A 26,313-nucleotide genomic window follows, 5' to 3' on the forward strand; every position below is an offset into this window, starting at 1 on the left:
TTTTCCACCATGACTGACCTTCCGATCCTGCCGGGCAGCACCGTGGTGGTGCGTGACGGGCGCTCGATCTACAACGGCTACAAGGGCTTCGTGCAGCGGATCAGCGGCAACCGGGCCGCCGTGCTGTTCGAGGGCGGCAACTGGGACAAGCTGGTCACGGTGCCCCTGCTCACCCTCGAGCAGCTCTGAGGCGGGCGAGGGCCAGCCGCGCCGCGTCCTGCTCGGCGGCCCGGCGCGACCCACCCCAGCCCTCGGCCGGTTCCGGCCCGCTCGCCTCAAAGCTCACGCGGCAGTGAAACCGCCGGGGATCGCCGTGGGCCGGGCTGGCTTCACGGCAGCTGTAGCGCGGCAGCCCCAGGCCCTGGCCCTGGGTCCACTCCTGCAGCGCCGACTTCCAGTTGTGCCGGTCGGGATCGGCCAGCAGGGCCGCGCTGCTGCGCTGCCAGTGGGGGGTGAGCCAGCGGTGCACCGGCTGCAGGGAGCCCCAGGCCTGATACAGGCCACCGATCAGGGCCTCGCACAGCTCCGCCCGCACGGTGGCCTCGCCGGCGCGGTCGCCCTGGGCCATCGGACCGATCAGGGCCACGCTGGCCACGCCACACTCCTGGCCCAGTTCCGCCAGCCAGCGGTCACTCACCAGCTGGCTGCGCAGGGCCGCGTGGCGGCCCACGCTGAGGCCGTGGTGGTGCTGACGCAGGTATTCGGAGGCCGCCAGCCTCAGCACGGCGTCGCCGAGGAACTCCAGCTGCTCGTGGTTGCGGGGCAGGCGGGCGGAGGTGTGGGTGAGGGCCTCATCCACCGGGGCCAGGGCCTCCGCCGTCGATCCGGGGCCGCCGGGGCCATCTGGATCGAGGCCAAGGGCGGCCAGAAAGGTCACCAGTTGGCGGCGGCGGTCGGGGGTCACGGCAACGGGATGGGGCGGGGCGGCGCAGGCCAGCCGAAGGGGTGAAAGCAGGGCGTAAGCCGGGTTCTGTTCCGGAGCCGGGCGAACCCTCGCTCCGGGGCGATCATCTGTCTGGGACCGCCGTCTCCGACGGCCTCGAGCGGCGCACTTGTGGCGGGACGGGTGTCATGGCCAACCGTTGTCCCTGGGCCTTGCTCCCAGCCGGGGTTTACCGAGCCAGCACCTCTCGATGCTGCTGGTGCGCTCTTACCGCACCTTTGCACCCTTGCCTGTGCACGGGGACAAGCCCCGGCCATCGGCGGTGTTTTTCTGTGGCACTCTCCTCGCGGTCACCCGCACTGGGCGTTACCCAGCAAGCCTGGCCATTGGGGAGCCCGGACTTTCCTCAACCGGGCGGACCGGCGGCCCGAAGACCGCTGCCCCCCGATCGCGATCACCTCGCCTGCTTTCACCCCCCATGATGCCTTTCGGTCCGGCGGCCAGGGCTGCGGACCCGGTGGGGTGGCGGTCGCATAATGGCGTCGCAGGGGGCTGTAGCTCAGCCGGATAGAGCGACGGTTTCCTAAACCGTAGGTCGTGGGTTCGAGTCCCGCCAGCCCCGTATGGCCCACGCGGTGAAGCCTCGAGCACCGCCCTTGGCAGTGGCCTCAGCGGCGCTTGAGGCTGCCCACCCACTCGCGCAGCTGCTCGGCCGCCACCTCGCGACCACCGAGGCCGAAGGCCACGGCGGCAGCCACGGCCAGCGACCCGAGCACCAGGCCAAAGGCCAGGCCCACGATGTTTGGAGCAACGCCGATCTGCTGCAGAGCCATGGCGCCGCTGAAGCCGATGATCGCCACCCGGGAGATCTGGCCCAGCAGAGGGGCCTGGTGCCCGCTGGAGCCGCTCACCAGGTGGTGGGCCAACTGAGCCAGGTAGAGGCCCACGGCGAACACCACCAGGCCCGAGAGAATCTGGCCGAACAGCAGCAGCAGACCCTCCACAACCAAGGCCAGGCCTGGCAGGTTGAGCACATCGGTGGCGGCCACGGCCGCGAACAGCACAACGCCCACCTGGGCCACCACTCCCAGCAGCTCAGAGGGACGCCGGCCGATGGGGTTGTCGCCGTCGCGGTTGAGCCCCTCCAGCCCCATCCAGGTGTAGAGGCGGTCGAAACCCACCCCGGCCAGCAGCCGACTCACCAGCTGGCCGATGAAGCGGCCCGCCACCACGCCCAGGGCCAGCACCAGTGCAGCGGTGAAGATCAGGGGCAGGGCCGAGAGGATGCTGTTCAGCATCGCCGTGGCCGGCGTGGAGATCGCCGGGATGGCCAGGGCGTCGAGGGCGGCGGTGGCAGTGGGAATCAGGATCAGCACATACACCACGGTGCCCACCAGCCAGGAGAGCTTGCGGCCTCCCTGCTTGGGATCAAGGCCGAAGCCGGCACCCACCTGGTCGATGCCGCTGGAGGCGAGCAGGTTGGCCACCAGCAGGCGCACCGTGCGGGCCAGGAACCAGCCCACGGCCGCAATCGCGGCGGCCTTGGCGATCTGGGGCAGGGCACCCAGGAAGCTGTCGAACAGGTTCACCACGGGGGTGACCTGGGAGCCCAGGTTGAGGGCGTTGAGGATCAGCGGCAGGAAGAACAGCAGCACCAGCCAGTACACAACCTCGGCCAGGGTGTGACCCACCTGGCCGACCAGGGCAACCGGCTGAGCGGCCTCGGCCGCCATGGTGTCGGGGGCGGCATCAGCAGCGGCCTCCGGGGCTGCAGCGGCAGCAGCCAGAGGCCCACTCTCCGGCTCGGGGGAGGGGCTGAGGCCCTGGGTCACGCGCCGCAGGGCAGCGCGGGCCAGGGAGGCCAGCAGCCAGCCCACCGCCGCCAGCACGGCGGCCGCGCCCAGCTGGGGCAGGAAGGCAAAGATCTGATTGAGGAACTGGTTGAGCGGCTCCGAAACGGTGGTGAGCTGCAGCACGTTCAGGGCCGCCACGATCGACAGCACCATCACCACCCAGAACACCACCCCGGAGAGCAGTCGGTCGAGCTGGGGCATCGAGCCGGAGCTGCCAGCGCCCACGGCACCGCTGATGCGACGGTCGAGCCCCGTGCGGCGCAGCAATCGCCGCACACCCCGGGCCAGCAGGGCGGCCACCACGTAGCCCAGCAACAGGATGCCGAGGGCACCGAGCAGATTGCCCACCAGGCCCAGCATCTGCGGCCCCACCAGAGCCTTGATCGGATCGGTCATCGGCACTCTGAGGAGGGGGATCGGGGCTGTCAACTTCAACCCTGTGCAGAGCGTCCCCAGATGTCAAGCAACGGCCGCGAATGGGACTTGTCGTAGCTGACGCTACCTATGGTGGCCTGTTGATTTCCACCACTGCCGCTAGCGTGGGGCCAACGTCGGGACCTCCATGACGCAACTGCATGATCTGCGCCTGCGCCTGTTGGTGCAGCAGGAAAGTGAGCGCATCGCCGACGGGCATCTCGACGAACTGGATCTCTCGGTGATGCAGGCCCGCTGCCTCTGCTGGCTGGCGCTGCTGGCCCAGGCCCACGAGGAGCAGGCCGGGGACGCCGAGCAACGCGGCGATACCGAGCAGGCCATGGGCTGGTTTGCCGATTCGATGCGGCTGAGAGATGTGATTCAGGTGGTGAGCACCATTGAGATCCCGATCCCCTCAGCCTGCGACGACAGTGACGACGACGCTGGAGCCGGCGACTGCAGCCAGGGAGACGGCCTGGCCGCCTGAACCCTCAAAGCGGCTGACCCTGGCCCTCGGTGCCATGATGGGCATTGACTTCCCTGGGGAGCGCGGTGCCCGAAGAGCCCTGCCAGTGCCCTGATTGCCAGCGGTTCTATCGGGAACATGACCGATTGATCCGCGAAAACCCCACCCTGCGCCAGCAGCAGGAGCTCAACTGGGCTGCCCTGCAGTCCTTCCGGACGCTGGCGGGCCGGGTGATGGATGAATTGCAGAAACAGGCCGATGCCGCTGAGGAGGCGGCCCCGGCTGCCGCCACCCCTCCCCCCTCAGACAGCGGCGGGGCTGCCGTGGCGCCTGAGCAGGCCCCGGAGCCGGATGCCTTCCAGCAGGCCCTGGCGGACCTGGAGAACATCAACGCCCACCTGTTCTCGATCGAGGCGCTGATGGAGCGCATCTTCGATGTGCGCATGCCGGATGAGGTGGAGCAGAAGTTCCGCGAGGTGGCTGGAGAGCTGGCCCCCGATCCGCTCAACGCCGATCGGCTGCGGCTCAACCGCCTGCTGCACCAGACCCCCGATCTGCCCGACCGGGGCTGATCGGGCAAGACCGGATCAGTCGGGCATCGCGTCGGTCTCGCAGGTGATCTTCACTGGGTAGGGCTTCACCTGCCAGATCTTGTCCGCGTAGTCCTGAATCGAGCGGTCGGAGGAGAAGAAGCCGCTGCGGGCGGTGTTGAGCAGGGCCATGCGGTTCCAGCGGGAACGGTCGGCCCAGGCCTCACCCACGCTCTGCTGAGCACCGAGGTAGTCGTCGAAGTCGGCCAGCACGAAGTAGGGATCCCGGCCGGTGAGGTTCTGCAGCAGCGGGCGGAACAGCTCTCCGTCGCCATTGCTGAAGTGCCCCTGCTCCACCAGGCGCAACACCTCGGCCAGTTCCGGCATGGAGCCGATCAGTTCCCAGGGGCGGTAGCCGCCACTGCGCAGTGCGGCGATCTCTGAGGTGGTCTTGCCGAACAGGAAGAAGTTGTCTTCTCCCACTTGCTCCCGGATCTCCACGTTGGCCCCATCGAGGGTGCCGATGGTGAGGGCGCCATTCATGGCGAACTTCATGTTGCCGGTGCCGGAGGCCTCCATGCCGGCGGTGGAGATCTGCTCGGAGAGGTCGGAGGCGGGGTAGACCCTCTCGCCCAGCTTCACGTTGTAATCCGCCAGGAAGATCACCCGCAGACGGCCCTCCATCTCGGGGTCCGAGTTGATCGTTTCGGCGATGCCGTTGATGAACCGGATGATCAGCTTGGCCATGTAATAGCCGGGAGCGGCCTTGCCACCGAAGATCACCGTGCGGGGCGGCAGATGGTCACCATCGCCGTGTTTGATGCGCAGGTACTGGGCGACCACCTGCAGCGCGTTGAGATGCTGGCGCTTGTACTCATGGATCCGCTTCACCTGCACGTCGAACAGGGAAGCCGGGTCGACCAGCACGCCGTTATGGCGATGGATGTAATGGCTGAGCTGGGTCTTCACGGCCAGCTTGGTGGCATCCCAGCGCTCCAGGAAGGCGCTGTCATCCACAAAGCCCTCCAGCCGCTTCAGCTGGCTGAGATCGCGCACCCAGCCTTCACCGATCGCCTCGTTGAGCAGATCGCTCAGCTGTGGATTGGAGAGCGCCATCCAGCGCCGGGGGGTGACGCCGTTGGTGACGTTGGTGAACTTCTCAGGCCAGAACGTGGCGAAGTCCGGAAAGAGGTCGGTGGTGACCAGCTGGCTGTGCAGGGCCGCCACGCCATTGACGTGATGGGAGGCCACCGTGGCCAGATTCGCCATCCGAACGGCCTTGCCGCCGTCCTCATCGATGATCGACATCCGCCTGAGCACGCCCTCATCGCCCGGGTAGCGCAGGCGCACCTGCTGCAGGAAACGGCGGTTGATCTCGAAGATCAGCTCCAGGTGCCGGGGCAGCAGCGAGCCGAACAGGTCCAGGCCCCACTTCTCGAGGGCCTCGGGCAGCAGGGTGTGGTTGGTGTAGGAGAGCGAGCGGCTGGTGATGTCCCAGGCGGTGTCCCAGGGCAGTTGCTTCTCATCGATCAGCAGCCGCATCAGTTCGGCCACCGCGATGGAGGGGTGGGTGTCGTTGAGCTGCACCGCCCAGTGATCGGGAAACTCCTCGATCGGCAGACCGCGGCCCTCCAGGCTGCGCAGCATGTCCTGCAGGGAGCAGCTCACAAAGAAGTGCTGCTGCTTGAGGCGCAGACGCCGGCCCTCGTCGGTGCCGTCATTGGGATAGAGCACCTTGGAGAGGGTTTCGCTGCCCACCTTCTCCTCCACGGCGCCGTAGTAATCGCCGATGTTGAAGGCGTAGAAGTCGAAGCTCTCGGTGGCATCGGCGCGCCACAGGCGCAGCCGGTTGCAGGTGTTCACCCGGTAGCCCAGCACCGGCACATCGTGGGGGATGCCGATGGCATGCTCGGCAGGAATCCAGCGCGACCGCTGCACGCCGTTGCTGTCGCGGTAGGTCTCGGTGCGGCCACCAAAGCCCACGAAGCAGGCCTGATCGGGCTGGGGCAACTCCCAGGGCCAGCCGGCCTTGAGCCACTTGTCGGTGACCTCCACCTGCCAACCATCGCGGATCAGCTGATCGAAGATGCCGAATTCGTAGCGGATGCCGTAGCCGGAGGCCGGGATCTCCAGCGAGGAGAGCGATTCGAGGAAGCAGGCGGCCAGGCGGCCCAGGCCGCCGTTGCCCAGCCCCGGCTCCTCCTCCACGTCCAGGATCTGGTGCAGATCGTCGATTCCGAAGCGCTTCAGGGCCTGGCTCGCCGCCTCCTCGATGCCCAGCATCAGCAGGTTGTTGCCCAGCTGCGGCCCGATCAGGAACTCGGCCGAGAGATAGGCCACCACCCGGGTGGGAGCCGCCCGCAGGGCCTCGAGGCCGGCCAGGTAGCGGGTCATCAGCCGGTCGCGCACGGCGTAGCTGAGGGCCACGTAGAGGTCGTGGCGGGTGGCGGTGGGGGCCAGCTTGCCGAGGCTGAAGAACAGGTGCCCGGTCATGCCGTCAAACAGGTCCTCCGGCCCGGAGCCGCTGCGGTCGGAGTCGGCGTAACAGCCCGGGGTGGGCAGGCGCAGAGGCCTGGGTTGGATGGTGGTCATGCCTCGGGTGTACTCCAGCGCCAGTTGGTGATCTCGGGGGCATCCATGCCATGGGTGTGGGCATGGGCGCGATTGGCCAGGATGGCGTTCTTCATCCGTTCCTTCACATGGGCGGCCCTTGAGCCGAGCCCGGTAACGCGATCAATCACGTCAATCACGAGATTGAAGCGATCGATCTGGTTGTTCATCGCCAGCTCCAGAGGCGTGTTGATGTTGCCTTTTTCCTTGTAACCACGCACGTGGAAGTTGGGGTGGTTGGTGCGGCGGTAGACCAGCCGGTGAATCAGCCAGGGATAGCCGTGGAAGTTGAAGATCACCGGCTTGTTCGTGGTGAACAGGCTGTCGAAATCCCGATCACTGAGGCCATGGGGATGTTCCGAGGGTTCGGTGAGAGCAAACAGCTTCACCACATTGAGCACCCTGATCTTCAACCTGGGGCACTCATGACGAAGGATCTGCACCGCCGCCAGGGTTTCCTTGGTGGGGATGTCGCCGGCGCAGGCCATCACCACATCGGGCTCATCGGGTTCAGTGCCGCTGTCATCGTTGCTGGCCCAGCTGAAGATGCTGATGCCCTTGGCCACGTGGGCACGGGCCTGCTCCAGGCTGAGGTACTGGAGGTGTTTCTGCTTGTCGGAAACGATGATGTTGCAGACGTTGGGCTCCACCAGGGCCTCTTCCGCCACCGCCAGCAGGGAGTTGGCATCGGCCGGCAGGTAGACGCGAACCACCTCGCCACTCTTGTTGCCGGCCAGATCGATGAAGCCCGGATCCTGGTGGGTGAAGCCGTTGTGATCCTGGCGCCACACCGTGGAGGAGATCAGGCAGTTCCAGGCGCCGATCGGGGCCCGCCAGGTGGCGTGGTGGATGCAGCTCTCCAGCCACTTGGCGTGCTGGTTGAACATCGAGGCGATCACATGGGCAAAGGCCTCGTAGGTGTGGAAGAAGCCGTAGCGGCCGGTGAGCAGGTAGCCCTCCATCATCCCCACCAGGGTGTGCTCCGAGAGCATCTCCACCACGCGGCCCTCGCGGGCCAGTTCGCTGCCGTTGAGGTCTTCGGGGAGGAGGTCTTCCATCCACACCTTCTTGCTCACCTCGTAGATCGCCTGCAGGCGGTTGGAGGCGGTTTCATCCGGGCCGAACACCCGCAGCGAATCGGGGTTGCGCGCAATGGAATCGCGCAGCAGGCAGCCCAGGGGCGCCGTGTTCTCGTGCTCAGTGGCTCCTGGCTGCTCCACCGGCACGGCATAGGCCTCCACCGGCGCCAGGCGCAGCTTGCGGCGCAGCTGGCCGCCATTGGCATGGGGGCTGGAGCCCATCCGCCTGGGGCCCACCGGCGCGAGAGCCTCGAGGTCGGGCCAGAGGCGGCCTTCACTGTCGAACAGCTCCTCAGGCCGGTAGCTGCGCATCCAGGCCTCCAGCATGGCCAGCTGCTGGGGATCGGTCTTGGGGGCGGCCAGGGGCACCTGGTGAGCCCTCCAGAAGTTCTCGATCTTCTTGTCGCCGAGGGCGGCGGGGCCGGTCCAGCCCTTGGGGGAGCGCAGCACGATCATCGGCCAGGCCGGGCGCACGGCCTCGCCGCTGGCCCGGCAGGTGGCGCGCACCTGCTGGATCGCATCGACGGCCTGGTCCATGGCCGCGGCCATGGCGGCGTGCATGGCGTGGGGCTCATGGCCCTCCACCAGGATCGGCTCCCAGCCGTAACCGCGCAGCAGGCTCACCAGCTCCTCGCGCGGGATGCGGGCCAGCAGGGTGGGGTTGGCGATCTTGTAGCCGTTGAGGTGCAGCACCGGCAGCACCGCCCCGTCCGAAATCGGGTTGAGGAATTTGTTGATGTGCCAGCTGGTGGCCAGCGGGCCGGTTTCGGCCTCGCCATCGCCCACGCAGGCCACGGCGATCAGCTCGGGGTTATCGAACACCGCGCCGCAGGCGTGCGAGAGCACGTAGCCCAGCTCGCCGCCCTCATGGATCGAGCCGGGGGTTTCCGGGGTGCAGTGGGAGCCGATGTGGCCCGGGAAGGAGAACTGCTTGAAGAAGCGCCGCATCCCCTCGCTGTCGCGGGAGATGTCGGGGTACACCTCGCTGTAGCTGCCATCGAGGTAGGTGGGGGCCAGCACGCCTGGGGCGCCGTGGCCTGGCCCAGAGAGGTAGAGCATGTCCAGGTCGCGCTCCCGGATCAGCCGGTTGGCATGGGCCCAGATGAAGGCCTGGCCTGGGCTCGACCCCCAGTGGCCCAGCAGCCGGTTCTTGATGTGCTCGGGCTGGAGGGGCTGCTGCAGCAGCGGATTGTCCTGCAGATAGATCATCCCCACCGCCAGATAGTTGGCGGCGCGCCACCAGCGATCGATCAGGGCCAGGTCCTGCTGGGAGGGCGTGGTGGAGGGAGGCGGCAGGCTGCTGGTGAGGCTCGGGATGGCGGTGGAGAGCAGTTCTCCCATCTCAGTCAGCCCAGAAACGGCATGTGCGGACGGTAGCGACCATGGCCACGGTGGAACGGCGCCGCTGGTTAGAGATCTGCGTCCGAACACCGGCGCCGACGACCCGATCGGCCCCAGCCGAACCTCTCCATGACCCTGCCAGCCCTGTTGCTCGCTGTCGACAGTCACCAGTCGGAGGTGGCCGAAACGCTGATTTCCGTTGGCGAATTCCTGGTGATCTTCGTGGCGGCTCGGGTGCTCGCTGAGCTGATGGTGCGCCTGCAGCTGCCCACGATCCTGGGCGAGCTGGTGGCTGGCGTTGTGATCGGCGTGTCGGGGCTGCACCTGATCGTGCCGCCGGACACCCAGGCCCAGCTGTCCGCATGGAGCCTTTCGGTGCTCGGCTCCCTCTCCGGCCTGGAGCCGGCCAGCGTGCAGGATCTCTACGCCGAAACCTTCCCCAACCTCAAGCAGGTGTCGGAGATCGGGCTCTACGCCCTGCTGTTCCTCACCGGCCTGGAGAGTGAGCTCGATGAGCTGGTGGCCGTGGGCGCCCAGGCCACCACCGTGGCGGTGACGGGCGTGGTGCTGCCCTTCGCCCTGGGCACGGCCGGCCTCTACTACTTCTTTGACGTGCCGTTGATTCCTGCCGTGTTCGCCGGAGCGGCCATGACGGCCACCTCGATCGGCATCACCGCCAGCGTGTTCGGGGAGCTCAAGTTCCTGCGCACCCGTGAGGGGCAGACGGTGATCGGCGCGGCCGTGCTCGATGACATCCTCGGCATCGTGATCCTGGCCGTGGTGGTGAGCCTGGCCGGAGGCGGCAGCTTCGAGCTGGCCCCGCTGCTGAAACTGGTGGTGGCCGCCGGGGTGTTCGTGGCTGCGGCGCTGTTCCTGAGCCGCACGGCCGCGCCTGCCTTTGACTGGGTACTGGATCGGCTCAAGGCTCCCGGCGAGGTGGTGGTGGCCGGTTTCGTGGTGCTCACCCTGTGCTGTTTCGCCGCCCAGGCGATCGGCCTGGAGGCGGCGCTGGGTGCCTTCGCGGCGGGCCTGATCCTCAGTGGCTCCAAGCACACCCATGCGATCCAGGGCACGGTGCAGCCGCTGGTGGCCCTGTTCGCCACGATCTTCTTCGTGCTGATCGGCACCGGCATGGATCTCTCGGTGCTCAACCCGATGAACCCCGAGAACCACGAGGGGCTGATCGTGGCCGCCTTCCTGCTGGTGGTGGCGATCCTGGGCAAGGTGGCGGCGGGCTGGAGCTACGTGAGCAAGGAGAAGACGAACCGGCTGGTGGTGGGGCTGGGGATGATGCCCCGCGGCGAGGTGGGACTGATCTTCCTGGGGCTCGGCAGCCAGGCCGGCCTGCTCACCAAGTCGCTGGAGGCGGCCATCCTGCTGATGGTGATCGGCACCACCTTCCTGGCCCCGATCCTGCTCAGACTGGTGCTCGGCGGCCAATCCGGAGGACCCGACCTTGACCCCCTCGCCGAAATCCCCACCTGATGCCGGTGTGTCGCTGCTGCGGCGCTGGGGCCTGAGCTGGGGCGGCTGGCGCGACAACCGCCGCGGCGAGTGGTGGTTGCTGGCCCAGTTGCTGCTGATCGCCGCCCACCTGCTGCCGCCCTGGCCGGCGCCTGGCTCCTGGGGCTATGCCTGGCCCTTGCCCCTGGCCCTGGGCGGCGCGGTGCTGTTCCTGGTGGGGATGGGGCTGGCCCTGCAGGGCTTCCTGAGCCTGGGCGCCAGCCTCTCGCCCCTGCCGGAGCCGATTCCGGGGGCGGCCCTGGTCACCAGCGGCGCCTACGGCCGCTGCCGCCACCCCCTCTACCAGGCGGTGCTGCTCTGCTCCCTGGGGGTGACGCTGGCCCTCGGCAGCCTGCTGCACCTGGGCCTGCTGCTGGCCCTCGGCGCGGTACTGGGCGGCAAGGCGCGGCGCGAGGAGCGGGCCCTGGCCAGCACCCACCCCGACTACGCCGCCTACCGGCACTCCACCGCAGCGATCATTCCTCGTCTTCCCTGGCTCGACTGGCGAGAGCTGTGAACAGCCCCCAGCCCACGGCGATCAGGCCGAGGCTGGAGGCCCAGCTGGGGCCCAGGGCCAGGCCCAGGCCGATCTCCGTGAGGGCACCCACGGCCACGGCCGCGGCCAGACTGAGCCCCACCAGCACCACCTGCTGCAGCAGGGGCGGCCAGCTGCCGGCCTCAAGGGCCTGCTCGAGCCTGGCCAGGGGCAGGCTGAGCGGCAGGTAAAGCGCCAGCGCCCAGAGGGCGATCCCCGGCAGCAGGGCGATCCAGTCGATGCTGGCGAGGGGCAAGGGTGAGCTCGCGGTGCTCCTTAGCATCGACCCTCCCTGCCGGCCGCTGCAGTGCCCGATCAGCCGATTGCCCAGCCCTGGACCCACCTGGGCCACCCGGTGCACGCCGTGGTGGCGGGGCCGGAGCGGCCGCTGGGGCCTGCGGTGCTGCTGGTGCACGGCTTCGGGGCCTCCACCGACCACTGGCGCTACAACATCCCGGCCCTGGCCCGCAGCCACGAGGTGCATGCCGTGGATCTGCTCGGCTTCGGCCGCAGCGCCAAGCCCGCCGGGCTGGCCTATGGCGGCGGACTCTGGCGCGATCAACTGGTGGCCTATGTGGCTGAGCGCATCGGCCGGCCCACGGTGCTGGTGGGCAATTCCCTCGGCGGCTTCGCCGCCCTGGCGGCGGCGGCGGCCCTCAAGGGCGAGGCCGCGCCGGGTCGCGAGCGGCCGGGGTGGTGCTGGTGAATGCCGCCGGCCCCTTCAGCGATGAGCAGGCCCCGCCGAAGGGCTGGGGCGCCATCACCCGCCAGACGATCGGCGGCGCCTTGCTGCGCAGCCCCGTGCTGCAGCGGCTGCTGTTCGAGAACCTGCGCCGCCCCGCCACGATCCGCCGCACCCTGAACCAGGTGTACATCGACCGCACCAACGTCGACGACGCCCTGGTGGAGGCGATCCGGCGGCCCTCCCTGGATCCGGGCGCCTTCGGCGTGTTCCGCACGGTGTTCGACATTCCCCGGGGCCAGCCCCTCGATGAGCTGTTCGCCGAGCTGCGCTGCCCGCTGCTGCTGCTCTGGGGCATCCGCGATCCCTGGATCAACGCGGTGGGGCGCCGCCAGGCCTTCCAGCGCCACGCGCCCGAGAGCACCACCGAGGTGGTGCTGGAGGCGGGGCACTGCCCCCACGACGAAGTGCCCGACCAGGTGAATGAAGCCCTGCTCAGCTGGCTGGCGGGGCTCAGCCAGCCACAGGAGCCACGCCTGGCAGACGGCCCCGCGCCAGTTGCTGCTTCGGATCGAACTGCCGCTTGAGGGCCTCGATCAGGGGCCGGGAGGGCGCATCGAGCCAGGCGGGCAGGCTGCTGCCGCTGGGCTGCCGCAGCAGGGTGAGCGCCCCTCCGGCCGCCTGGCAGTGGCGCCGCAGGCTCTCCACCCGGTGGGCCGGCACCGCGGCAGCGCTGCCCCAGGCGTAGCCAGGCCACTGCCGGCGCCCATCACCAGCTCCAGGCCGCCGAGGGCCCGTTGCTCCAGCAGCTCCGGCAGCCGGTCGGGCAGCACCCCCAGGCGCAGCAACCAGTCGGGCTCGGGGTCGCCCTGGCCGCAGCACTCCGCCGCGGCCAGGGCATCGGGCTCCAGGCAGCCGCAGCCCAGGCCTTCGCCGCCGGCCTTCGCCTCGATGCAGGCGATCTGCTCCTGGAGCGTCTGGGCACTGATGCTGGCCAGGCTCACCAGCAGGCTGGCCTCGCCGCCGCGGCGCTGCCAGTCGAGCCGCTCGGGGCTGAGGCTGGAGCCGAGCAGCCAGCGGCAGAAGCTGCCCAGGGCAGGCCTGGCCCCCTCAAGCCGCAGCCCCTGGCGGTGGGGCGGAATCGGCTGGGTGCGCAGGGTGACGGACGTGATCAGCGCCAGGGAGCCCCAGCTGCCGCAGAGGGGGCGCATCAGGTCGTAGCCGGCCACGTTCTTCACCACCTTGCCGCCGGCCCGGGCGGCCACGCCATCGCTGCGCAGCAGGTGGATGCCGATCAGCTGGTCGCGCACGCCCAGGTAGCGCTGGCGGTAGCCGCCGGCCTGGCCGCGGGCCACCAGGCCGCCGACGGAGCCGGAAGCCTCGCCGCCGGGGCCGCTGCCCCAGGGCCAGTCCACGGGTAACCACTGCCCGTGGTGGGCCAGAGCCTGCTGCACCTCCACCAGTGGTGTTCCGGCCTCCACGCTGATGGTGAAGTCGCCCGGGTTGTGCTCCAGGATCCGGTTCAGCTGCCGGCAGCTCAGCACCGTGTGGGGCTGCGCCACCGGCGGTCCCCAGTCGAGGCGGCTGCCGAGCCCGGCGGGCAGCCAGGTGACGTTGCGCCGGTGCAGGTCCTGCACCACGGCCTGCAGATCGCTGGGCTCGGGAGTCATCACGGCACGATGGTGCCATGAAGGTTGTGGTGCTCGACGACGACCCCACCGGATCCCAGACCGTGCACGGTTGTCTGCTGCTGCTGCGCTGGGATGTGGCGACGCTGCGGCGCGGCCTGCAGCACCCCTCACCACTGCTGTTCGTGCTGGCCGACAGCCGCGCCCTGGCCCCGGACGAGGCGGCCGTGAGGGTGGCAGAGATCTGCCGGGCCCTGCTCGAGGCGCTGAGGGCGGAGCAGGCCGAGGGGCGCTGCCGGCACTGGCTGGTGGTGAGCCGGGGCGACTCCACCCTGCGCAGCCATTTCCCTCTGGAATGCGAGGTGATCGCCCGGGAGCTGGCACCGCTGCTGAGCGCGCCGGGGGAGCGGGAGCCCGGAGGCTTCGATGCCACCCTGCTGGCACCGGCCTTCCTGCCGGGGGGGCGCACCACCGCAGGGGGAGTGCACCGCCTCTACGGCGTGCCGGTGCACACCACGCCCTTCGCCCGCGACGGCCTGTTCGGCTACAGCAGCAGCGACCTGGCGGCCTGGGTGGAGGAAAAGAGTGCGGGCCGGCTGCCGGCCAGGAGCGTGCAGCGGCTCGGCCTGGCGGAACTCGACGCGGCGGCGGCCTCGGCGGATGGCCTTGCGGCCCTCTGTGCCCGCCTGGCCGCGCTGCGCGGCAACCCGGTGGTGGTGGTGGATGCGGAGCGGCCGCAGCAGCTGGCGGCCCTGGGAGCCGCGGTGCGGCAGCTCACGGCTGCAGCGGCCAGCGAGCGCTGGGGGCGGCCGCGGCGGTTCCTGTGCCAGTGCGCCGCCAGCCTGCTGAACGGCCTGGTGCCGCTGCCCCCCCAGCCCCTGACACCCTCTGCCCTGGCGGGCCTGCGGCGCCGGGGGGCCCGCCGGCCCCCTGCCGGGGCTGGTGCTGGTGGGCTCCCACGTGCCCCTGGCCGATGCCCAGCTGGAGTCCCTGCTGCAGGAGCCCACCTGCCAGGCGGTGGAACTGCCGGTGCGCCGCCTGGCGCGGGTGCTGGAGGGGCCCCTGCCCGCTGAGCTGCTGGCCTCCCTGGAGGCCGACTGGCTGCAGCAGCTCGAGGCCGTGCTCCACAGCGGCCGCACGGCCGTGCTGCACACCAGCCGCGGCGAGCTGCGCTGCGCCAGTGCCGCCGAGCGCCAGCGACTGGGGCAGGGGCTGGCGGCCCTGATGGCCCGGCTGGCCGCCGCCCTTGTGCCGCAGCTGGGCTACGTGATCAGCAAGGGGGGCATCACCAGCTCGGCGCTGCTGCGCGACGGGCTGGCCCTGGAGGCCGTGGAGCTGCAGGGCCAGCTGCTGCCGGGGCTGTCGCTGGTGCTGCCGCCAGCCGAGGCGCCGCTGCCGCGGCTGCCCCTGCTCACCTTCCCAGGCAACCTCGGCGAGGCGGGCAGCCTGCGGCAGGCCTGGCTCTGGATGGAGGGCGCCCAGGCAGCGGACTGAAGCGAAACATCCGCCTGGGCCCCAGTCCGGTAAACCGGAGGAATTCCGTGCTCTGCTGCCGTGCCCCTGCCCGCCATGCTCCGGGCCCGGTTGGCTCGGCGGATCGCCTTCTGGATCTTTCTGAATTTCCTGGTGGTGGAGGCGCTGGTGCTGGTGCCCTCCGTGCTGCGCCAGGCCGACCGGCTCGGGGCGCAGCTGCGGCAGGTGAGCACCGCCAAGATCGATTGGCTGGTGGCCGAAGGCCAGGCGGGCTCATCGCCGCAGCTGCTGGCCGCGGTGCAGCGGCTGCGGAGCTCCTCGATGCTGCAGGACATCGAGGGTGCTGCGCTCTACCGGGCGTCCAGCGGGGAGAGGCTGGGCGGCTTCGGGGCACTGCCGCGGCTCTCAGGGGTCCAGGCCAGCCGGAATCGCATCGAGGGGCGCTGGTATCCGCTGCGCGGCAGCTACGACGCCGTGTGGGGGCCGGAAAGCCTGGGGGGCGACCATCTTCTGGTGATGCGCCACGAGGCCAGCAGCATCCGCGCAGGGCTGCTCAGCTACACCCTCAACATCACCCTGATCGTTCTGGGGATCGCGGCCTTCCTCACCCTGATCACCCTGGTGGTGATGCAGCGGCTGGTGATCGGTCGGATCGTGACCCTGCGGGATCGGCTGGTGCTGGCCGGGCGGGCCCTGGCCTCGGGCGCCACCAGCAACCCGGAAACCCTGCTGCTGCCCCTCGGGGCTGCCGATGAGGTGGGGGAGGTGGAGCAGGCCTTCAACCAGTCGTTTCTCACCACGGCAGCCGAAATGGAGCGCCGCCAGGTGGCCGAGCGCAGTGCCCAGCAGGAGCAGGAGCGGGCCGACCAGCTGCTGCTCAACATCCTGCCGCCGCCGATCGCAATGGAGATGAAGCGGGGACGGCGCACCATCGCCGAGACCCATGCCGATGTGAGCGTGCTGTTCGCCGACATCGAGGGGTTCACCGCCCTGGCGGCGCGGCTGCCCTGCCATGCCCTGGTGCAGCTGCTGAACCAGGTGTTCACCGCCTTCGATCAGCTCTGCGAACGCCATGGCCTGGAGAAGATCAAGACCATCGGCGACAACTACATGGTGGTGGGGGGCCTGCCCCTGCCCCGCGAGAACCACGCCGACGCCATCGCCGCCATGGCCCTGGACATGCAGGCCTGGATGCGCGACTTCCGCAGCCCGGAGGCCGAGGGCATGGCCCTGCGGATCGGCATGCACAGCGGCCCCGTGGTAGCCGGTGTGATCGGCACCAAGAAGTTCATCTACGACCTCTGGGGCGAAACGGTGAACATCGCCAGCCGCATGGAAAGCCATGGCCTCGCCGGCCGCATCCAGCTGAGCGAGGCCCTGGCCCGCAGGCTGGAGCCACGCTTCCAGGTGCAGCAGCGCGGGTCCCTGCTGGTGAAGGGGGTGGGGGCAATGACCACTTACTGGCTGGAGCCGCCGGCGCCGGCCGCCCCGGGCTCCGCCTGATCGGGGCTGGAACGCCGCGGGATCACCAGCCCCAGGCTGGCCAGGGCGAGGGCCGCCAGGCTGTTGGCGCTGTCCTGCAGCAAGGCCGCCGCCAGGAACGCCACCGACACCAGGGCGATCAACAGCGGTGCCAGCGGGTAGGCGGGCAGCCGGAAGGGGCGCTCCAGCTCGGGCTCCCGTTGCCGCAGCACCGCCAGGGCGGCGATGCCCACCAGGGGCAGGCACACATAGAGGAAGGCGGCCATGGCCAGCAGGTGCTCGAAGGATCCCGCCAGCACCAGGGCCATGGAGGCCGCCAGGCTGAGACCGAGGGCGCCTGTGGGGGTGCCGCCTGGGTTCACGCCCTGGGCCAGAGCCGGGAAGAGGCCATCGCGGCTGAGGCCGTAGAGGATGCGCGGCGCGGCCATCACCACGGTGTTGATCAGCCCGAGCAGGGCCACCAGGGCCACCGCCGTGATCACCTGGCCGCCGATCGCACCGCCCAACAGCTGGGCCGCCGTGGTGGCCGGCAGGCTGGAGGCGGCCAGCTGCTGCGGTGTGAGCACATGCAGCAGGGCCCCGTTGATCAGCAGGTAGAGCACCAGCACAGCCAGCACGCCGCCGATCAGGGAGCGGGGCAGGTCGTTGGCGGGATCGGTGAACTCCTCGGAGAAGTAGATCGGACTGGCCCAGCCGTCGTAGGTGGTGATCACCGGCTGCAGGGCCATGAGGGCCACCAGGCCGAGGTTGCCCCAGGCCAGGGGCTCGCCCGCGCCGGCGCTGGTGTAGACGCTGGTGGAGTCCAGCGGCGGCAGCAGGTAGCAGGCCGCCACCAGGCCCAGGAAGGCCACCGCCTTGGCCAGGCTGAGCAGCTCCTGGCTGGCGCTGCCGGCCCGCACCCCGCGCCACTGGATCAGGCCGAACAGGGCAATGGTGAGCAGGCCGATCAGGCGCTCGGACAGGCCGGCAGCGGGCAACAGCTGCAGCACCACTTCGCCCGTGGTGGTGGCCACCCAGGCCAGGCCGATGCAGTGGGCGAGCCAGTCGGTCCAGCCCACCAAGCCGCCGGCCCGGGCCCCGAAGGCCCGCTCGGCGTACACATACCAGCCGCCGGCGCGGGGCAGGCTGCTGGCCAGCTCGGCCACGCAGAGAGCGCCGAGCACCGCGTAGAGGCCACCCAGCAGCCAGGCCGCGAGGATCAGCCAGGGATCGAGCAGCTGGGCCGCCACGATGCCGGGGGTGCGCAGGATGCCGGCCCCGATCGTGCCCCCCACGGCGCCGGCAAGGCCAAAGCCGAGCCCCAGCACCTGCTGCAGCCGGCCCGGAGAGGGCGTGCTCATCGGGCCATCAGTACAGCGACTCGCAGATCGGCGTGGGGGTGAGCTTCATCAACGACCACAGGGCCTCGTACTGGCCTGCCGTGATCACCAGCTCCTGCTCCATGAGCTCGGCCATGGGGGTGCCCGGGGCGGCGGTGGCACCCAGCTTCTGATTGATCAGGGCCAACCCCTCGCACATCGTCTCGATGTCGGGGTTCAGGGGTTGGCGGGCCCTGGCGGCCTGGGGCTGCAGCACCAGGGGCAGCGCCACCACCAGCAGGGTCGTCAGAGCCCTGATCAGCGGCGTTGAAGACCGGGGTGGATGGGGCATGGAACAGACCACACGGCAGGACCGCTTGGGGCGACGGCCATCATGGGCGGGCAAGGCGGGCGGTGCAGCCTCAAACCCAGGTTCGGCGCGCGGAATCACAGCCGATACCATGGGCCAAGTGCTTGGGCAGGTCTGCGATGAAAAGACTTTCCGGCCCATTGCGCAGAGCCTTGATCTATGGCCTGGTCAGCTACTCAGGCCTTGTTCTGATCAACAACTCAGAACTGAATCTGCCCAACATGTGGGTGGCCTACCTGCCGATGTTCATCGGCGTCTATGTGCTCACGCTGTGGCTTGATCGCAAGTTCGGGGATTGATCCCGTCCAGCCACGTCCACCTTGCCCCCTGCTGCGGCTGGCTGACCGTCAAGAGAGCACAACCCTGGACGGCGCACTGGAAATCGTCAGCCTGGCCGGCACGCTCTCTGCCGATGGAGCCCATCTGCACATCGCTATCGCCGACAACACCGGAGCGGTGATCGGCGGCCATCTGGCCCCCGGTTCGCTGGTGCGCACCACCGCCGAGCTGCTGGTGGGGCTGCTGCCGCAGTGGCAGTTCCGGCGAGAGCTGGATCCAGCGACGGGTTACGCCGAACTGCAGATCCATCGGCACCCAAACGGCCACAACGTGTGAGCCCAACGCAGGGCCTGGCCATACTCAGGTTCCAGGCTGCACCTGCCATGCCGAGACCTCTGGGCCGTGCCCCCCTGACCATGGCGTTGATCAGCAGCGCACTGGCTGCAGCGGTTCTGGCCCCGGCGGTCCTGGCTCCCGCAGCCCTGGCCGAGGCCTGGAAGCGCTGCGCCTACAACGACCAGCCGATCGGTTGCCGTGACAGCCACTCCGCCGATGGCACGGTGCGCATTGTCTGGGAGGACGGTATGGCGATGACCTACCGGCTGGTGAAGGAGGGCTTCCCCCTTTCGACGCTGCGGGATTCCCTCGGCGGCACCTGGGAGCGGCGCGTGTTTGTGCAGGGCAACGCCGAGTTCACCAACCCGGCCAACGGCAACCGGATCTTCGTGCCGCTGCGCTGAGCCTTGGGTGATCGACGTGCCGAAGCCCGATCCCCGGGGCTGCAGGTGTGGAACGGCTGATGGAGACACCGAATGGCTTCCACCACTACCAAGCCCCTGGAGAGCCATGGATACGTTGAAGCTGTAGGCGTGGGGGGCGATGGCACCGGAACGCTTCTTTCTGGAACTGGAGCCCCCCGCCTGTGCGCTGGCGGACTGGCCCCATGTGGTGATCGTGGGCGGCGGCTTTGCCGGGCTCAAGGCCTGCCACGCCCTGGCCGGCAAGCCCGTGCGGGTGACGCTGATCGACAAGCGCAACTTCAACCTGTTTCAGCCGCTGCTGTATCAGGTGGCCTCGGGGCTGGTGTCTGAGGCGGATGTGGCCTCCCCCCTGCGCCAGATGGTGGGCCAGGCCCCGAACATCCAGGTGCTGCTGGGGGAGGTGGTGGACATCGACCCCGAGGCCAAGGAGGTGGTGTTCAACGACCACCGCTACGGCTACGACCATCTGATCCTGGCCAGCGGCTCCGGCAGCACCTATTTCGGCCGCGAGGAGTGGCGGCCCCTGGCGCCGCCGATGAAGATCCTCGAGCACGCCGATGAGATCCGCCGCCGTCTGCTGATGGCCCTGGAGGAGGCGGAGCAGACGCTCGATCCCGAGCGCCGCCGCTTCCTCCAGACCGTGGTGGTGGTGGGCGCCGGCCCCGCCGGCTGTGAGCTGGCCGGCTCCCTGATCGAGCTGATGCACCGCGCCATCCGCCGGGATTTCAAGCAGCTCAACCCCGACCTCTGCCGGGTGGTGCTGGTGGATCCGGTGGAGCGGGTGCTGCCCACGATGCACCCGAAGCTGTCCGCCGCCGCGGCGGGCTACCTGCAGCAGGCCGGCGTGGAGGTGCGGCTGCACACGAAGGTGGAGGCGATCGCCCCCGGGTTGGTGAGCCTGCAGGGGGCCGATGGCCTGCAGCAGCTCGAGGCCGCCACCATCTGCTGGACCGCCGGCGTGCGGGCCTCCCGGCTGGGCGCTCTGCTGGCCGATCGCACGGGATGCCCCGTGGACCGCGGTGGGCGGCTGCTGGTGGAGCCCGACTTCTCGGTGCCGGGCCACCCTGAGATCCACGCCATCGGTGACCTCTGCGCCTACCTGCACACCACTGACGGCAAACCCCTGCCCGGCATGGCCGGCCCCGCCGTGCAGATGGGCAGCTGGGTGGCGGCCCACATCCTGGCTGGGCGGGAAGGCCGCAGCCTCGCCCCCTTCCGCTTCACCGACCTGGGCAGCATGGCGGTGATCGGCCCCTGGTATGCGGTGGCCGACCTAAGAGGCCTGCACATCACGGGCTTGGCGGGGTGGGTCTTCTGGGCGCTGGCCCACCTGGCCTTCATCCCTGACACGGAGAACCGCGTCACCCTGTTCACCAAGTGGATGTGGCAGATCGCCACCCGCCAGCGCACCGCCCTGCTGATCACCGGCCGGCCGGATCAACACCTGGGCGTGGATGTGGGGCTGTTCCGGGCCGAACGGCACGCCGCCCCCGAGACCCCTGCCGAGGAGCAGGATTCGGAACCCCTGGCAGCCTGAGCGAACGTCTTGTGGAGGCCTGAACCCCCGTGCTGCTGACCATCGCCACAGCGATTGCCCTCAAGCTGCTCAGCCTTGGGGCCCCGCTGCTGGGCGCCCAGACGTCGGCGCTGCCCCTGCCCTGCCCCAGCGACGCCGGCTGGGAGCTGGTGCGGGAGCTGGAGTTGCCCCGCCGCGGCAGGGCCTCAGAGCCGATCGGCGGTTTCTCCGCCCTGCTGCTGGATGGGCCGGCGGACCGACTCTGGCTGCTCAGCGATCTGCCCCAGGGCTCAATCGGCATCTGGAGCGGGCTGGAGGCAGCCCTGGCCGGCGCTGCCCCGCTGCGGCTGGAGCGCACCGTGCCGCTGCGCAGCGGCCTCGGCCAGACGCTGCCGCCGAAGATCGATGCTGAGGGGATGGTGCGGCTGGGTGGGCAGCTGTGGGTGGCCAGCGAGGGCCGCCGCGACGGCCCATTGCCGGCCCAGCTGCTGCGTTTCGAGGCCAGCAGCGGACTGCTGCTGCAGGCGCTGGAGCTGCCCTCCGCCTGGCAACCAGGCCAGGGACGCGGACTGGGCAGCAACGCCGGGCCGGAGTCGCTGGCCCTGCTCGACGCAGTGGACGGCAAGCCTGCACTGCTGATGGCCGCCGAGCAGCCCCTGCTGCAGGATCCCCCCCGCCAGGTGCGGCTGCTGCGCTGGGGCTGGCGCGCTGATCAGGATCCCCGCGTCGACGCGCCCGAGGCCCTGGAGCAGGGGTCGCTGCTGCTGCCGTCCGGCGACGGCTGGGGGCTCACCGAGCTGCTGGTGCTTGATTCGGGCCAACTGCTGGCGCTGCTGCGGCGCTTCGAGCCGCCCTTCAGCTGGCAGATTCAACTGGCGCTTTATCCCCTGCCGGCAGCCACTGATGAAGCCGCGGCGCCGCCGCTGGCGCAATGGGATCTGATCGCCGCCGGCCTCAGTCCCGACAACTGGGAGGGCCTGATTCCCGGCCCGCCGCTGGCCGACGGCCGGCCGACGCTGCTGCTGCTGAGCGACGACAACCTCAATCCCCTGCAGGCCAACCGCCTGGCCCAACTGGCACCGCTGCACCCGCAGCCCCCTGCCGCCCAGGAGTGGCAGACCGATCAGCCTGGTGCTGACTGTGCCTCCAACGCAGGCGCAGGGTCGAGAACCCTGGCGGGCTGAGAAGACAACGTCTTGAGCGCCCCACAGAGCTAGGTGCATCACATTTAACCTGGCCTTAACCGGGCAAGGTCCATTGGTTGAGCTCCTGATTGCCGCTGCCGCCAGTGTTGGGGTTGCCGTGTCCATGGGAGATGGACACTGCGATCTGCAACCCAGGCTGTTGGGGGGTTGGGAAGCGGCTGCGGCGAATGTGTTCCTCTGCCCGGACGCCATTGAGCGCGAGGGGGCGGATCCGGAGGTGGTGCTCAGGCACGAACTGATCCATGTGATTCAGGACCGGGTGCCCGGCCCGCTGATTCCCGAACCGCTGCTCACCGTGCTGACCCGTGATCGGGTGCCCTCCGGGGAAGCGCTGCTGGTGCTGGTGGGGGAAGAGGACAGCCAGCGCGAGTTCGAATGCCGAGTACTCACCGAACTGCTCTCATCCGAAGCTGTGGCGGACTGGTTGGAGCGCACCGCAGAACCCCAGTTGAATGAGGTGGGGCTGCAGCAGCTCTAGCCATGGGTGACCTGCGGTGCTCAGCTGGAGCCTTGTCCAAGCCAGCAGGCTAAAGCTGCGGCACAAGTCACAACTTGGTGGGTACTGCCATTCTGGGGCCGCGAACAATCAAGGAACTCTTGGGTCATCAGGATGTGAGAACCACCATGATCTATACACATGTGCTCAACCTTAGGCCCCTTGGCTCCGCAGCCCGGCAGACAGAGTGTAGCCAATTGAACAGACGGTTTGCAGACCCGTGAACCACAGCTAAGATTTAGTGAGCCACCCTGAAATCGCAAGGGGCAAAAGGATTTTTGGAGGTCCGGCAAGCACTGCTCTCGATGGTTATCGGAAAGAGCAGGGCTGATGGCTGTGGTTCACGGAACCATCCAATGACTAGTTGATTTGTCCGCGTTTTTACGGTTGTGTGAGGTGCGTAGACTATTTGCGCGGCAAACCAACTATCGCTAGAGCCGACACCGCCTGCTAGCCGAACGACGTTCGGTAGAACGGCGGTGCGGCTCAGCTCCAAGTTCGCCATCAAAGACATGAATACGAATCCTATCTCCGTAATCGATGCCGCCGCTCGATTGGAAGTCGAGAAATACAACGTATTCAAGATTCTTAAACGTCTTGGGATTGAGACGTTCACGGAACGCAGCTCCGATCCGAATCACAAAGGACAGGCGATTGCTTACATCACGCAAGACGATTTCGGTGTATTGCAACAAGAAGTCATCTCAAGGAGCCTATCGGGGAGCGTTTCCGATTCCGACGACGACTACGCCAACCTTCAAGGAGGCTACGGCTTCTTCTACGTGATTCAGCTAGAACCCGAACACGACCCAGGGCGATTTAAGGTTGGTTTCGCGGTCAGCATCCCAGAACGCCTCCGCTCGCACCGTTGTTCTGCGCCGTTTGCGGTTGTCATCAAGTCATGGCCATGCAAACGTGTTTGGGAGCGCACTGCGATCGATTGTGTTACAGTTGAATGCGATCAACTACATACCGAAGTCTTCCGAACCGAAGACCTTGATGCAGTAATTGGTAAATGCGAGCAGTTCTTTGGGCTCATGCCGACGTTCGAGAATGGCACACTCGATGGCGGCGCAGATGGCGAACAATCGCATGCACTGGAGCCGGCGGCCGGGTCGGATTCCAATGGAGAGTCATCACCGCCGGCCCAGTGATGCGTACGTTATGTGCATTGAAAACCAAACTCCTCAATGTCTTGAAAAATGAGCTTTCAAATTGAAGTACCTACTCAAGAGGGTGTAGAGACACTCCAAATAGAGGTCGGTTCTTCGGTGGTCATTGTCGGAGCCAATGGATCTGGAAAGACACGCCTCGCATCTTATGTTGAAGATCAGCTTGGCGAAAGATCGCACCGAATCGCAGCCCACCGAGCCCTATCTTTAAATCCATCGGTAGCAAAAGTAAGCGAACGCGAGGCTAGGCTTGGGCTAAGAACAGGCTATAGCGGCGAAGGCGCAAATATAAATTATAGAAAAAATCATCGATGGAAGGGCGGCAGTGCGCCCGTTGCGCTACTCAATGACTTCGACTTCTTGCTTCAGTCGTTATTTGCGGAGCAGACGAATACCTCATTAGAAACACATAAGAGCTTAAGAGCAGGGGGAACCATTGACGCTAAAGCGACGAGGTTCGAGATCTTGAAACAAGTATGGGAATCGCTGCTTACGCACAAAGAGCTCCATATCAGCGGAGATGACATTCAAGTATCAACGCGAGGCAATAACAGCCTTTACTCTGCATCGGAAATGAGCGATGGCGAGAGAGCCGTTTTTTATATGCTCGGCCAATCGCTGGTTGCAGAGCCTAGTTCGCTCTTGATTTTTGATGAGCCAGAACTTCATGTCCACAAATCAATAATGTCGAAGCTATGGGATGAGCTCGAATCGATCCGACCCGACTGTGGCTTTATGTTTATTACGCATGACATAGACTTTGCCTGCTCACGAATTGCAGAGAAGTATGTTATCCAGGCCTACCTGCCCACACCCTCTTGGGAGATCAGCCCTATTCCCAAGGATAGTGGTTTTGACGAGACCATCACAACGCTGATACTTGGCAGTCGAAAACCCATTCTATTTGTTGAGGGAAATGCAAACAGTCTTGATATCGCTACCTATAGGCGGTCCTACCCCGAATGGACAGTCATCCCAAGAGGTTCGTGCGAGCAAGTAATACATTCGGTTGTCACTTTGCGCGAAAATTCTGAACTAACTCGGGTCTTCTGCGCTGGAATTGTAGATTCAGACGACTACAGTGAGAACGATAGTGAGCATTTGTCAACGCTGGGAATCCAAATGCTGCCTGTCTCGGAAATCGAAAATATCTTTGTACATCCATCCGTAGCACGTGCAATATTATTAGCCGAGGGCTTTACAGGTAAACCGCTGGAGGACAAGCTACAAGAATTCTGCGATGCAATTATTGCTAGCCTCAGCGTAGAGAATATTGAAAGATCTGTACTCCGTTTCTGCCGACGGAGGATAGACCGTGCACTCAAAAAGGTCGATTTATCAGACGCTCGTACCCCTTCCCAGCTTGACGACCTGCTTCGTCAGGAAATTTCAAATCTGAATTTCGAACAGCTATCAGCCTACGCACAAAGTGAAATTAACCAATCTAAAGCTGCAAAGGACTTGGTCAAACTCTTGTCCATATATGACAACAAAGGAATGCTTGCTATTGCCTCAAGCCATCTAAGGGGCACCAGGCGATCTGAATTTGAGCATTGGCTAATTCGCCTGTTGAATAATCAGGCTTCTCCTCCAGTTATTGAGGAAATCAAGAGATTGCTGCCTAGAATAGATCCACCGCCTGAGATACTGCCAAGCACATAACATCCAGATACAGAAGGCGGGAGCCGAGGCTTGTTATTATGCGTAGTTTCCTGCCCGCTTCTGATCTAGAGCGCTAGGCGGATTCGATAATAACGCAGATCGACTAACATCTCACTTAAGAGAAAGAAAGAATGAAACTCGCGGCAAAGATCGTAACCTGGCTTATTGCACTGTTCTATTCGTACGGCGCTGCAGTCCATGTGTTCAATATTCTGGGGGTCTCCGGCTTCGACTGGAGCGCAGCACCATTGAAGTGGCAAGTCCTTGACATACTGTACCTGGTCATCGACCTTCTCGTCTTCGTGGGGCTAGTACTTGGCTGGAAAATAGGATTCGCTGCCTTCTATGTTGCAGCAATTAGCCAGATCTTTCTGTATACAGTATTTCGAGATTGGATAGTCGACGTTCCAGCGGGCTTTACAGTAAGCGAAGCGCAACAGGGCTACCTGACTGCTTTGGTGATCTTTCATTGCATGACCGTCATTCTCTTCACATCGGCGCTGTGGATTCGAAGCAAGCCGGTTCAATGACTAACTTGTTTCAATCGGAACAAGTTCCGCCTAACAAGCGCAGGCAACCAGATGCCAGCAAAGCTGGCGCCGCCGGTGCGAAGCGCCATGCACAACCCTCAAACCAAGTGATCAATGGAAAAAGTTACTGGCATTGGTGGTGTGTTCTTTCGCGCCACCAACCCCGAGAAACTTTCGGAATGGTATAGGGTGCACTTGGGAGTGAACCCAATTCCATCAAACGAAATCCAGCTTCCCTGGATACAGGAGGAAGGGCCGACAATCGTTGCCCCCTTTGAGCGGGATACAGACTATTTCGGCAAAGAAACTCAAGCCTGGATGATCAATTTTCGCGTACGCGACTTAGCCAAGATCGTTGCGCAACTCCGCCAAGCTGGGGTTGAAGTTTCTACGGATCATCAAGAAATGCCCATGGGCAAGTTTGCCAGATTGCATGATCCAGAGGGGAATCCCATTGAACTTTGGGAACCAAGGCGCTAGCCACCAATGCCAGGTGGTTGTTGCCCAGAGTCTCCTCACGTGGTGGCGATTCCTCTGCTACCCCA

The 26,313-nt window shown here is 66.6% G+C and carries 24 protein-coding genes, 1 tRNA gene, 1 other RNA gene and 2 pseudogenes; 19 read left to right on the plus strand and 9 right to left on the minus strand.

Annotation, left to right across the window (positions count from 1 at the left end):
• The first annotated feature begins 9 nt into the window (after window positions 1-9).
• Window positions 10-189 carry an NAD(P)H dehydrogenase subunit NdhS gene (locus tag IQ220_RS02065; protein ID WP_186698263.1) on the plus strand — a complete coding sequence of 60 codons (180 nt, stop codon included), beginning with the start codon at window positions 10-12 and terminating at the stop codon, window positions 187-189.
• On the opposite strand, the gene IQ220_RS02070 is transcribed toward IQ220_RS02065, so the two are convergent.
• Complete coding sequence (locus IQ220_RS02070) at window positions 170-904, minus strand: ribonuclease III domain-containing protein (RefSeq protein ID WP_193913076.1); 735 nt, start codon at window positions 902-904, stop codon at window positions 170-172. The two genes, IQ220_RS02065 and IQ220_RS02070, sit on opposite strands and share 20 nt — an antisense overlap.
• Window positions 905-943: 39 nt before the next feature.
• Window positions 944-1,354: RNase P RNA component class A (rnpB, locus tag IQ220_RS02075), an RNA gene on the minus strand.
• A 77-nt stretch (window positions 1,355-1,431) separates the two neighbouring features.
• On the opposite strand from rnpB, the gene IQ220_RS02080 reads away from it, so the two are divergent.
• Window positions 1,432-1,505, plus strand: a tRNA-Arg gene (locus IQ220_RS02080).
• Between the two features lie 46 nt (window positions 1,506-1,551).
• On the opposite strand, the gene IQ220_RS02085 is transcribed toward IQ220_RS02080, so the two are convergent.
• Window positions 1,552-3,132 carry a mechanosensitive ion channel gene (locus IQ220_RS02085; protein ID WP_193913074.1) on the minus strand — a complete coding sequence of 527 codons (1,581 nt, stop codon included), beginning with the start codon at window positions 3,130-3,132 and terminating at the stop codon, window positions 1,552-1,554.
• Between the two features lie 166 nt (window positions 3,133-3,298).
• Between IQ220_RS02085 and IQ220_RS02090 the strand changes: the two genes are divergently transcribed.
• Together IQ220_RS02090 and IQ220_RS02095 are read left to right on the plus strand one after the other, a co-directional pair.
• Window positions 3,299-3,637 (plus strand): hypothetical protein, encoded by a 339-nt coding sequence (locus tag IQ220_RS02090; protein ID WP_193913072.1) that lies wholly within the window; start codon window positions 3,299-3,301, stop codon window positions 3,635-3,637.
• 65 nt (window positions 3,638-3,702) lie between these two features.
• Window positions 3,703-4,188: a hypothetical protein gene (locus IQ220_RS02095; protein ID WP_186698255.1), complete on the plus strand. Its 486-nt coding sequence runs from the start codon at window positions 3,703-3,705 to the stop codon at window positions 4,186-4,188.
• A gap of 15 nt (window positions 4,189-4,203) precedes the next feature.
• On the opposite strand, the gene IQ220_RS02100 is transcribed toward IQ220_RS02095, so the two are convergent.
• Complete coding sequence (locus IQ220_RS02100; RefSeq protein ID WP_193913070.1) at window positions 4,204-6,738, minus strand: glycogen/starch/alpha-glucan phosphorylase; 2,535 nt, start codon at window positions 6,736-6,738, stop codon at window positions 4,204-4,206.
• A complete protein-coding gene (locus IQ220_RS02105; RefSeq protein ID WP_193913068.1) occupies window positions 6,735-9,176 on the minus strand; it encodes a phosphoketolase in 2,442 nt (813 codons plus the stop codon). Before IQ220_RS02105 ends, IQ220_RS02100 begins: the two co-directional genes overlap by 4 nt.
• Window positions 9,177-9,305: 129 nt before the next feature.
• On the opposite strand from IQ220_RS02105, the gene IQ220_RS02110 reads away from it, so the two are divergent.
• Entirely contained in the window at window positions 9,306-10,661 is a 1,356-nt protein-coding gene (locus IQ220_RS02110; RefSeq protein ID WP_193913066.1) for a cation:proton antiporter, read from the plus strand.
• Complete coding sequence (locus IQ220_RS02115) at window positions 10,633-11,196, plus strand: isoprenylcysteine carboxylmethyltransferase family protein (protein WP_193913064.1); 564 nt, start codon at window positions 10,633-10,635, stop codon at window positions 11,194-11,196. The genes IQ220_RS02110 and IQ220_RS02115 overlap by 29 nt, the downstream gene beginning before the upstream one ends.
• Here IQ220_RS02115 and IQ220_RS02120 read toward each other — a convergent pair.
• Window positions 11,156-11,470 (minus strand): hypothetical protein, encoded by a 315-nt coding sequence (locus tag IQ220_RS02120; protein ID WP_186698176.1) that lies wholly within the window; start codon window positions 11,468-11,470, stop codon window positions 11,156-11,158. The two genes, IQ220_RS02115 and IQ220_RS02120, sit on opposite strands and share 41 nt — an antisense overlap.
• A 51-nt stretch (window positions 11,471-11,521) precedes the next feature.
• Between IQ220_RS02120 and IQ220_RS02125 the strand changes: the two are divergent.
• Window positions 11,522-12,483 (plus strand): annotated as a pseudogene (locus IQ220_RS02125) (alpha/beta fold hydrolase).
• Window positions 12,484-12,492: 9 nt separating this feature from the next.
• On the opposite strand, the gene IQ220_RS02130 reads toward IQ220_RS02125, so the two are convergent.
• Window positions 12,493-13,566, minus strand: a complete 1,074-nt coding sequence (locus IQ220_RS02130; RefSeq protein WP_370566310.1) for an FAD-binding oxidoreductase — start codon at window positions 13,564-13,566, stop codon at window positions 12,493-12,495.
• Between the two features lie 17 nt (window positions 13,567-13,583).
• On the opposite strand from IQ220_RS02130, the pseudogene IQ220_RS02135 reads away from it, so the two are divergent.
• Both IQ220_RS02135 and IQ220_RS02140 read left to right on the plus strand, forming a co-directional pair.
• Window positions 13,584-15,018 (plus strand): annotated as a pseudogene (locus IQ220_RS02135) (four-carbon acid sugar kinase family protein).
• 60 nt (window positions 15,019-15,078) lie between these two features.
• The gene (locus IQ220_RS02140) at window positions 15,079-16,500 is read left to right on the plus strand and encodes an adenylate/guanylate cyclase domain-containing protein (protein ID WP_193913062.1); all 1,422 of its coding nucleotides are present in this window, start codon (window positions 15,079-15,081) and stop codon (window positions 16,498-16,500) included.
• On the opposite strand, the gene IQ220_RS02145 is transcribed toward IQ220_RS02140, so the two are convergent.
• Both IQ220_RS02145 and IQ220_RS02150 read right to left on the minus strand, forming a co-directional pair.
• Window positions 16,455-17,819 (minus strand): APC family permease, encoded by a 1,365-nt coding sequence (locus tag IQ220_RS02145; RefSeq protein WP_193913060.1) that lies wholly within the window; start codon window positions 17,817-17,819, stop codon window positions 16,455-16,457. The genes IQ220_RS02140 and IQ220_RS02145 overlap by 46 nt on opposite strands.
• A 7-nt stretch (window positions 17,820-17,826) precedes the next feature.
• Complete coding sequence (locus IQ220_RS02150; protein WP_193913058.1) at window positions 17,827-18,129, minus strand: hypothetical protein; 303 nt, start codon at window positions 18,127-18,129, stop codon at window positions 17,827-17,829.
• 137 nt (window positions 18,130-18,266) lie between these two features.
• Between IQ220_RS02150 and IQ220_RS02155 the strand changes: the two genes are divergently transcribed.
• The 10 genes from IQ220_RS02155 (at window position 18,267) to IQ220_RS02200 (ending at window position 26,248) form a co-directional block, all read left to right on the plus strand.
• Complete coding sequence (locus IQ220_RS02155) at window positions 18,267-18,446, plus strand: hypothetical protein (RefSeq protein WP_193813811.1); 180 nt, start codon at window positions 18,267-18,269, stop codon at window positions 18,444-18,446.
• A complete protein-coding gene (locus IQ220_RS02160) occupies window positions 18,424-18,762 on the plus strand; it encodes a PCC domain-containing protein (RefSeq protein ID WP_228008805.1) in 339 nt (112 codons plus the stop codon). Before IQ220_RS02155 ends, IQ220_RS02160 begins: the two co-directional genes overlap by 23 nt.
• A 47-nt stretch (window positions 18,763-18,809) precedes the next feature.
• Entirely contained in the window at window positions 18,810-19,166 is a 357-nt protein-coding gene (locus IQ220_RS02165) for a hypothetical protein (protein ID WP_228008804.1), read from the plus strand.
• Window positions 19,167-19,305: 139 nt separating this feature from the next.
• Complete coding sequence (locus tag IQ220_RS02170; protein ID WP_193913055.1) at window positions 19,306-20,724, plus strand: NAD(P)/FAD-dependent oxidoreductase; 1,419 nt, start codon at window positions 19,306-19,308, stop codon at window positions 20,722-20,724.
• 29 nt (window positions 20,725-20,753) lie between these two features.
• The gene (locus IQ220_RS02175; protein WP_370566309.1) at window positions 20,754-21,887 is read left to right on the plus strand and encodes an esterase-like activity of phytase family protein; all 1,134 of its coding nucleotides are present in this window, start codon (window positions 20,754-20,756) and stop codon (window positions 21,885-21,887) included.
• Between the two features lie 160 nt (window positions 21,888-22,047).
• Complete coding sequence (locus IQ220_RS02180; RefSeq protein ID WP_193913053.1) at window positions 22,048-22,386, plus strand: hypothetical protein; 339 nt, start codon at window positions 22,048-22,050, stop codon at window positions 22,384-22,386.
• A 497-nt stretch (window positions 22,387-22,883) separates the two neighbouring features.
• Window positions 22,884-23,558, plus strand: a complete 675-nt coding sequence (locus IQ220_RS02185; protein WP_193913051.1) for a GIY-YIG nuclease family protein — start codon at window positions 22,884-22,886, stop codon at window positions 23,556-23,558.
• 48 nt (window positions 23,559-23,606) lie between these two features.
• Window positions 23,607-25,238 (plus strand): AAA family ATPase, encoded by a 1,632-nt coding sequence (locus IQ220_RS02190; RefSeq protein WP_193913049.1) that lies wholly within the window; start codon window positions 23,607-23,609, stop codon window positions 25,236-25,238.
• Between the two features lie 131 nt (window positions 25,239-25,369).
• On the plus strand, window positions 25,370-25,768 hold the full coding sequence (locus IQ220_RS02195) for a hypothetical protein (RefSeq protein ID WP_193913047.1): 399 nt from the start codon (window positions 25,370-25,372) through the stop codon (window positions 25,766-25,768).
• A 114-nt stretch (window positions 25,769-25,882) separates the two neighbouring features.
• A complete protein-coding gene (locus IQ220_RS02200; protein WP_193913045.1) occupies window positions 25,883-26,248 on the plus strand; it encodes a VOC family protein in 366 nt (121 codons plus the stop codon).
• Window positions 26,249-26,313: the final 65 nt, after the last annotated feature.

It is taken from the genome of Cyanobium sp. LEGE 06113 (assembly GCF_015207615.1).

What these genes read in the sequence shown, in the direction of transcription:
- IQ220_RS02065 (WP_186698263.1), top strand. Translation starts at nt 10, where the DNA reads ATGACTGACCTTCCGATCCTGCCGGGCAGCACCGTGGTGGTGCGTGAC.
- IQ220_RS02085 (WP_193913074.1), bottom strand. Translation starts at nt 3,132, where the DNA reads ATGACCGATCCGATCAAGGCTCTGGTGGGGCCGCAGATGCTGGGCCTG.
- IQ220_RS02090 (WP_193913072.1), top strand. Translation starts at nt 3,299, where the DNA reads ATGACGCAACTGCATGATCTGCGCCTGCGCCTGTTGGTGCAGCAGGAA.
- IQ220_RS02100 (WP_193913070.1), bottom strand. Translation starts at nt 6,738, where the DNA reads ATGACCACCATCCAACCCAGGCCTCTGCGCCTGCCCACCCCGGGCTGT.
- IQ220_RS02105 (WP_193913068.1), bottom strand. Translation starts at nt 9,176, where the DNA reads ATGGGAGAACTGCTCTCCACCGCCATCCCGAGCCTCACCAGCAGCCTG.
- IQ220_RS02110 (WP_193913066.1), top strand. Translation starts at nt 9,306, where the DNA reads ATGACCCTGCCAGCCCTGTTGCTCGCTGTCGACAGTCACCAGTCGGAG.
- IQ220_RS02130 (WP_370566310.1), bottom strand. Translation starts at nt 13,566, where the DNA reads ATGACTCCCGAGCCCAGCGATCTGCAGGCCGTGGTGCAGGACCTGCAC.
- IQ220_RS02145 (WP_193913060.1), bottom strand. Translation starts at nt 17,819, where the DNA reads ATGAGCACGCCCTCTCCGGGCCGGCTGCAGCAGGTGCTGGGGCTCGGC.
- IQ220_RS02150 (WP_193913058.1), bottom strand. Translation starts at nt 18,129, where the DNA reads ATGCCCCATCCACCCCGGTCTTCAACGCCGCTGATCAGGGCTCTGACG.
- IQ220_RS02155 (WP_193813811.1), top strand. Translation starts at nt 18,267, where the DNA reads ATGAAAAGACTTTCCGGCCCATTGCGCAGAGCCTTGATCTATGGCCTG.
- IQ220_RS02165 (WP_228008804.1), top strand. Translation starts at nt 18,810, where the DNA reads ATGCCGAGACCTCTGGGCCGTGCCCCCCTGACCATGGCGTTGATCAGC.
- IQ220_RS02170 (WP_193913055.1), top strand. Translation starts at nt 19,306, where the DNA reads ATGGCACCGGAACGCTTCTTTCTGGAACTGGAGCCCCCCGCCTGTGCG.
- IQ220_RS02190 (WP_193913049.1), top strand. Translation starts at nt 23,607, where the DNA reads ATGAGCTTTCAAATTGAAGTACCTACTCAAGAGGGTGTAGAGACACTC.
- IQ220_RS02195 (WP_193913047.1), top strand. Translation starts at nt 25,370, where the DNA reads ATGAAACTCGCGGCAAAGATCGTAACCTGGCTTATTGCACTGTTCTAT.
- IQ220_RS02200 (WP_193913045.1), top strand. Translation starts at nt 25,883, where the DNA reads ATGGAAAAAGTTACTGGCATTGGTGGTGTGTTCTTTCGCGCCACCAAC.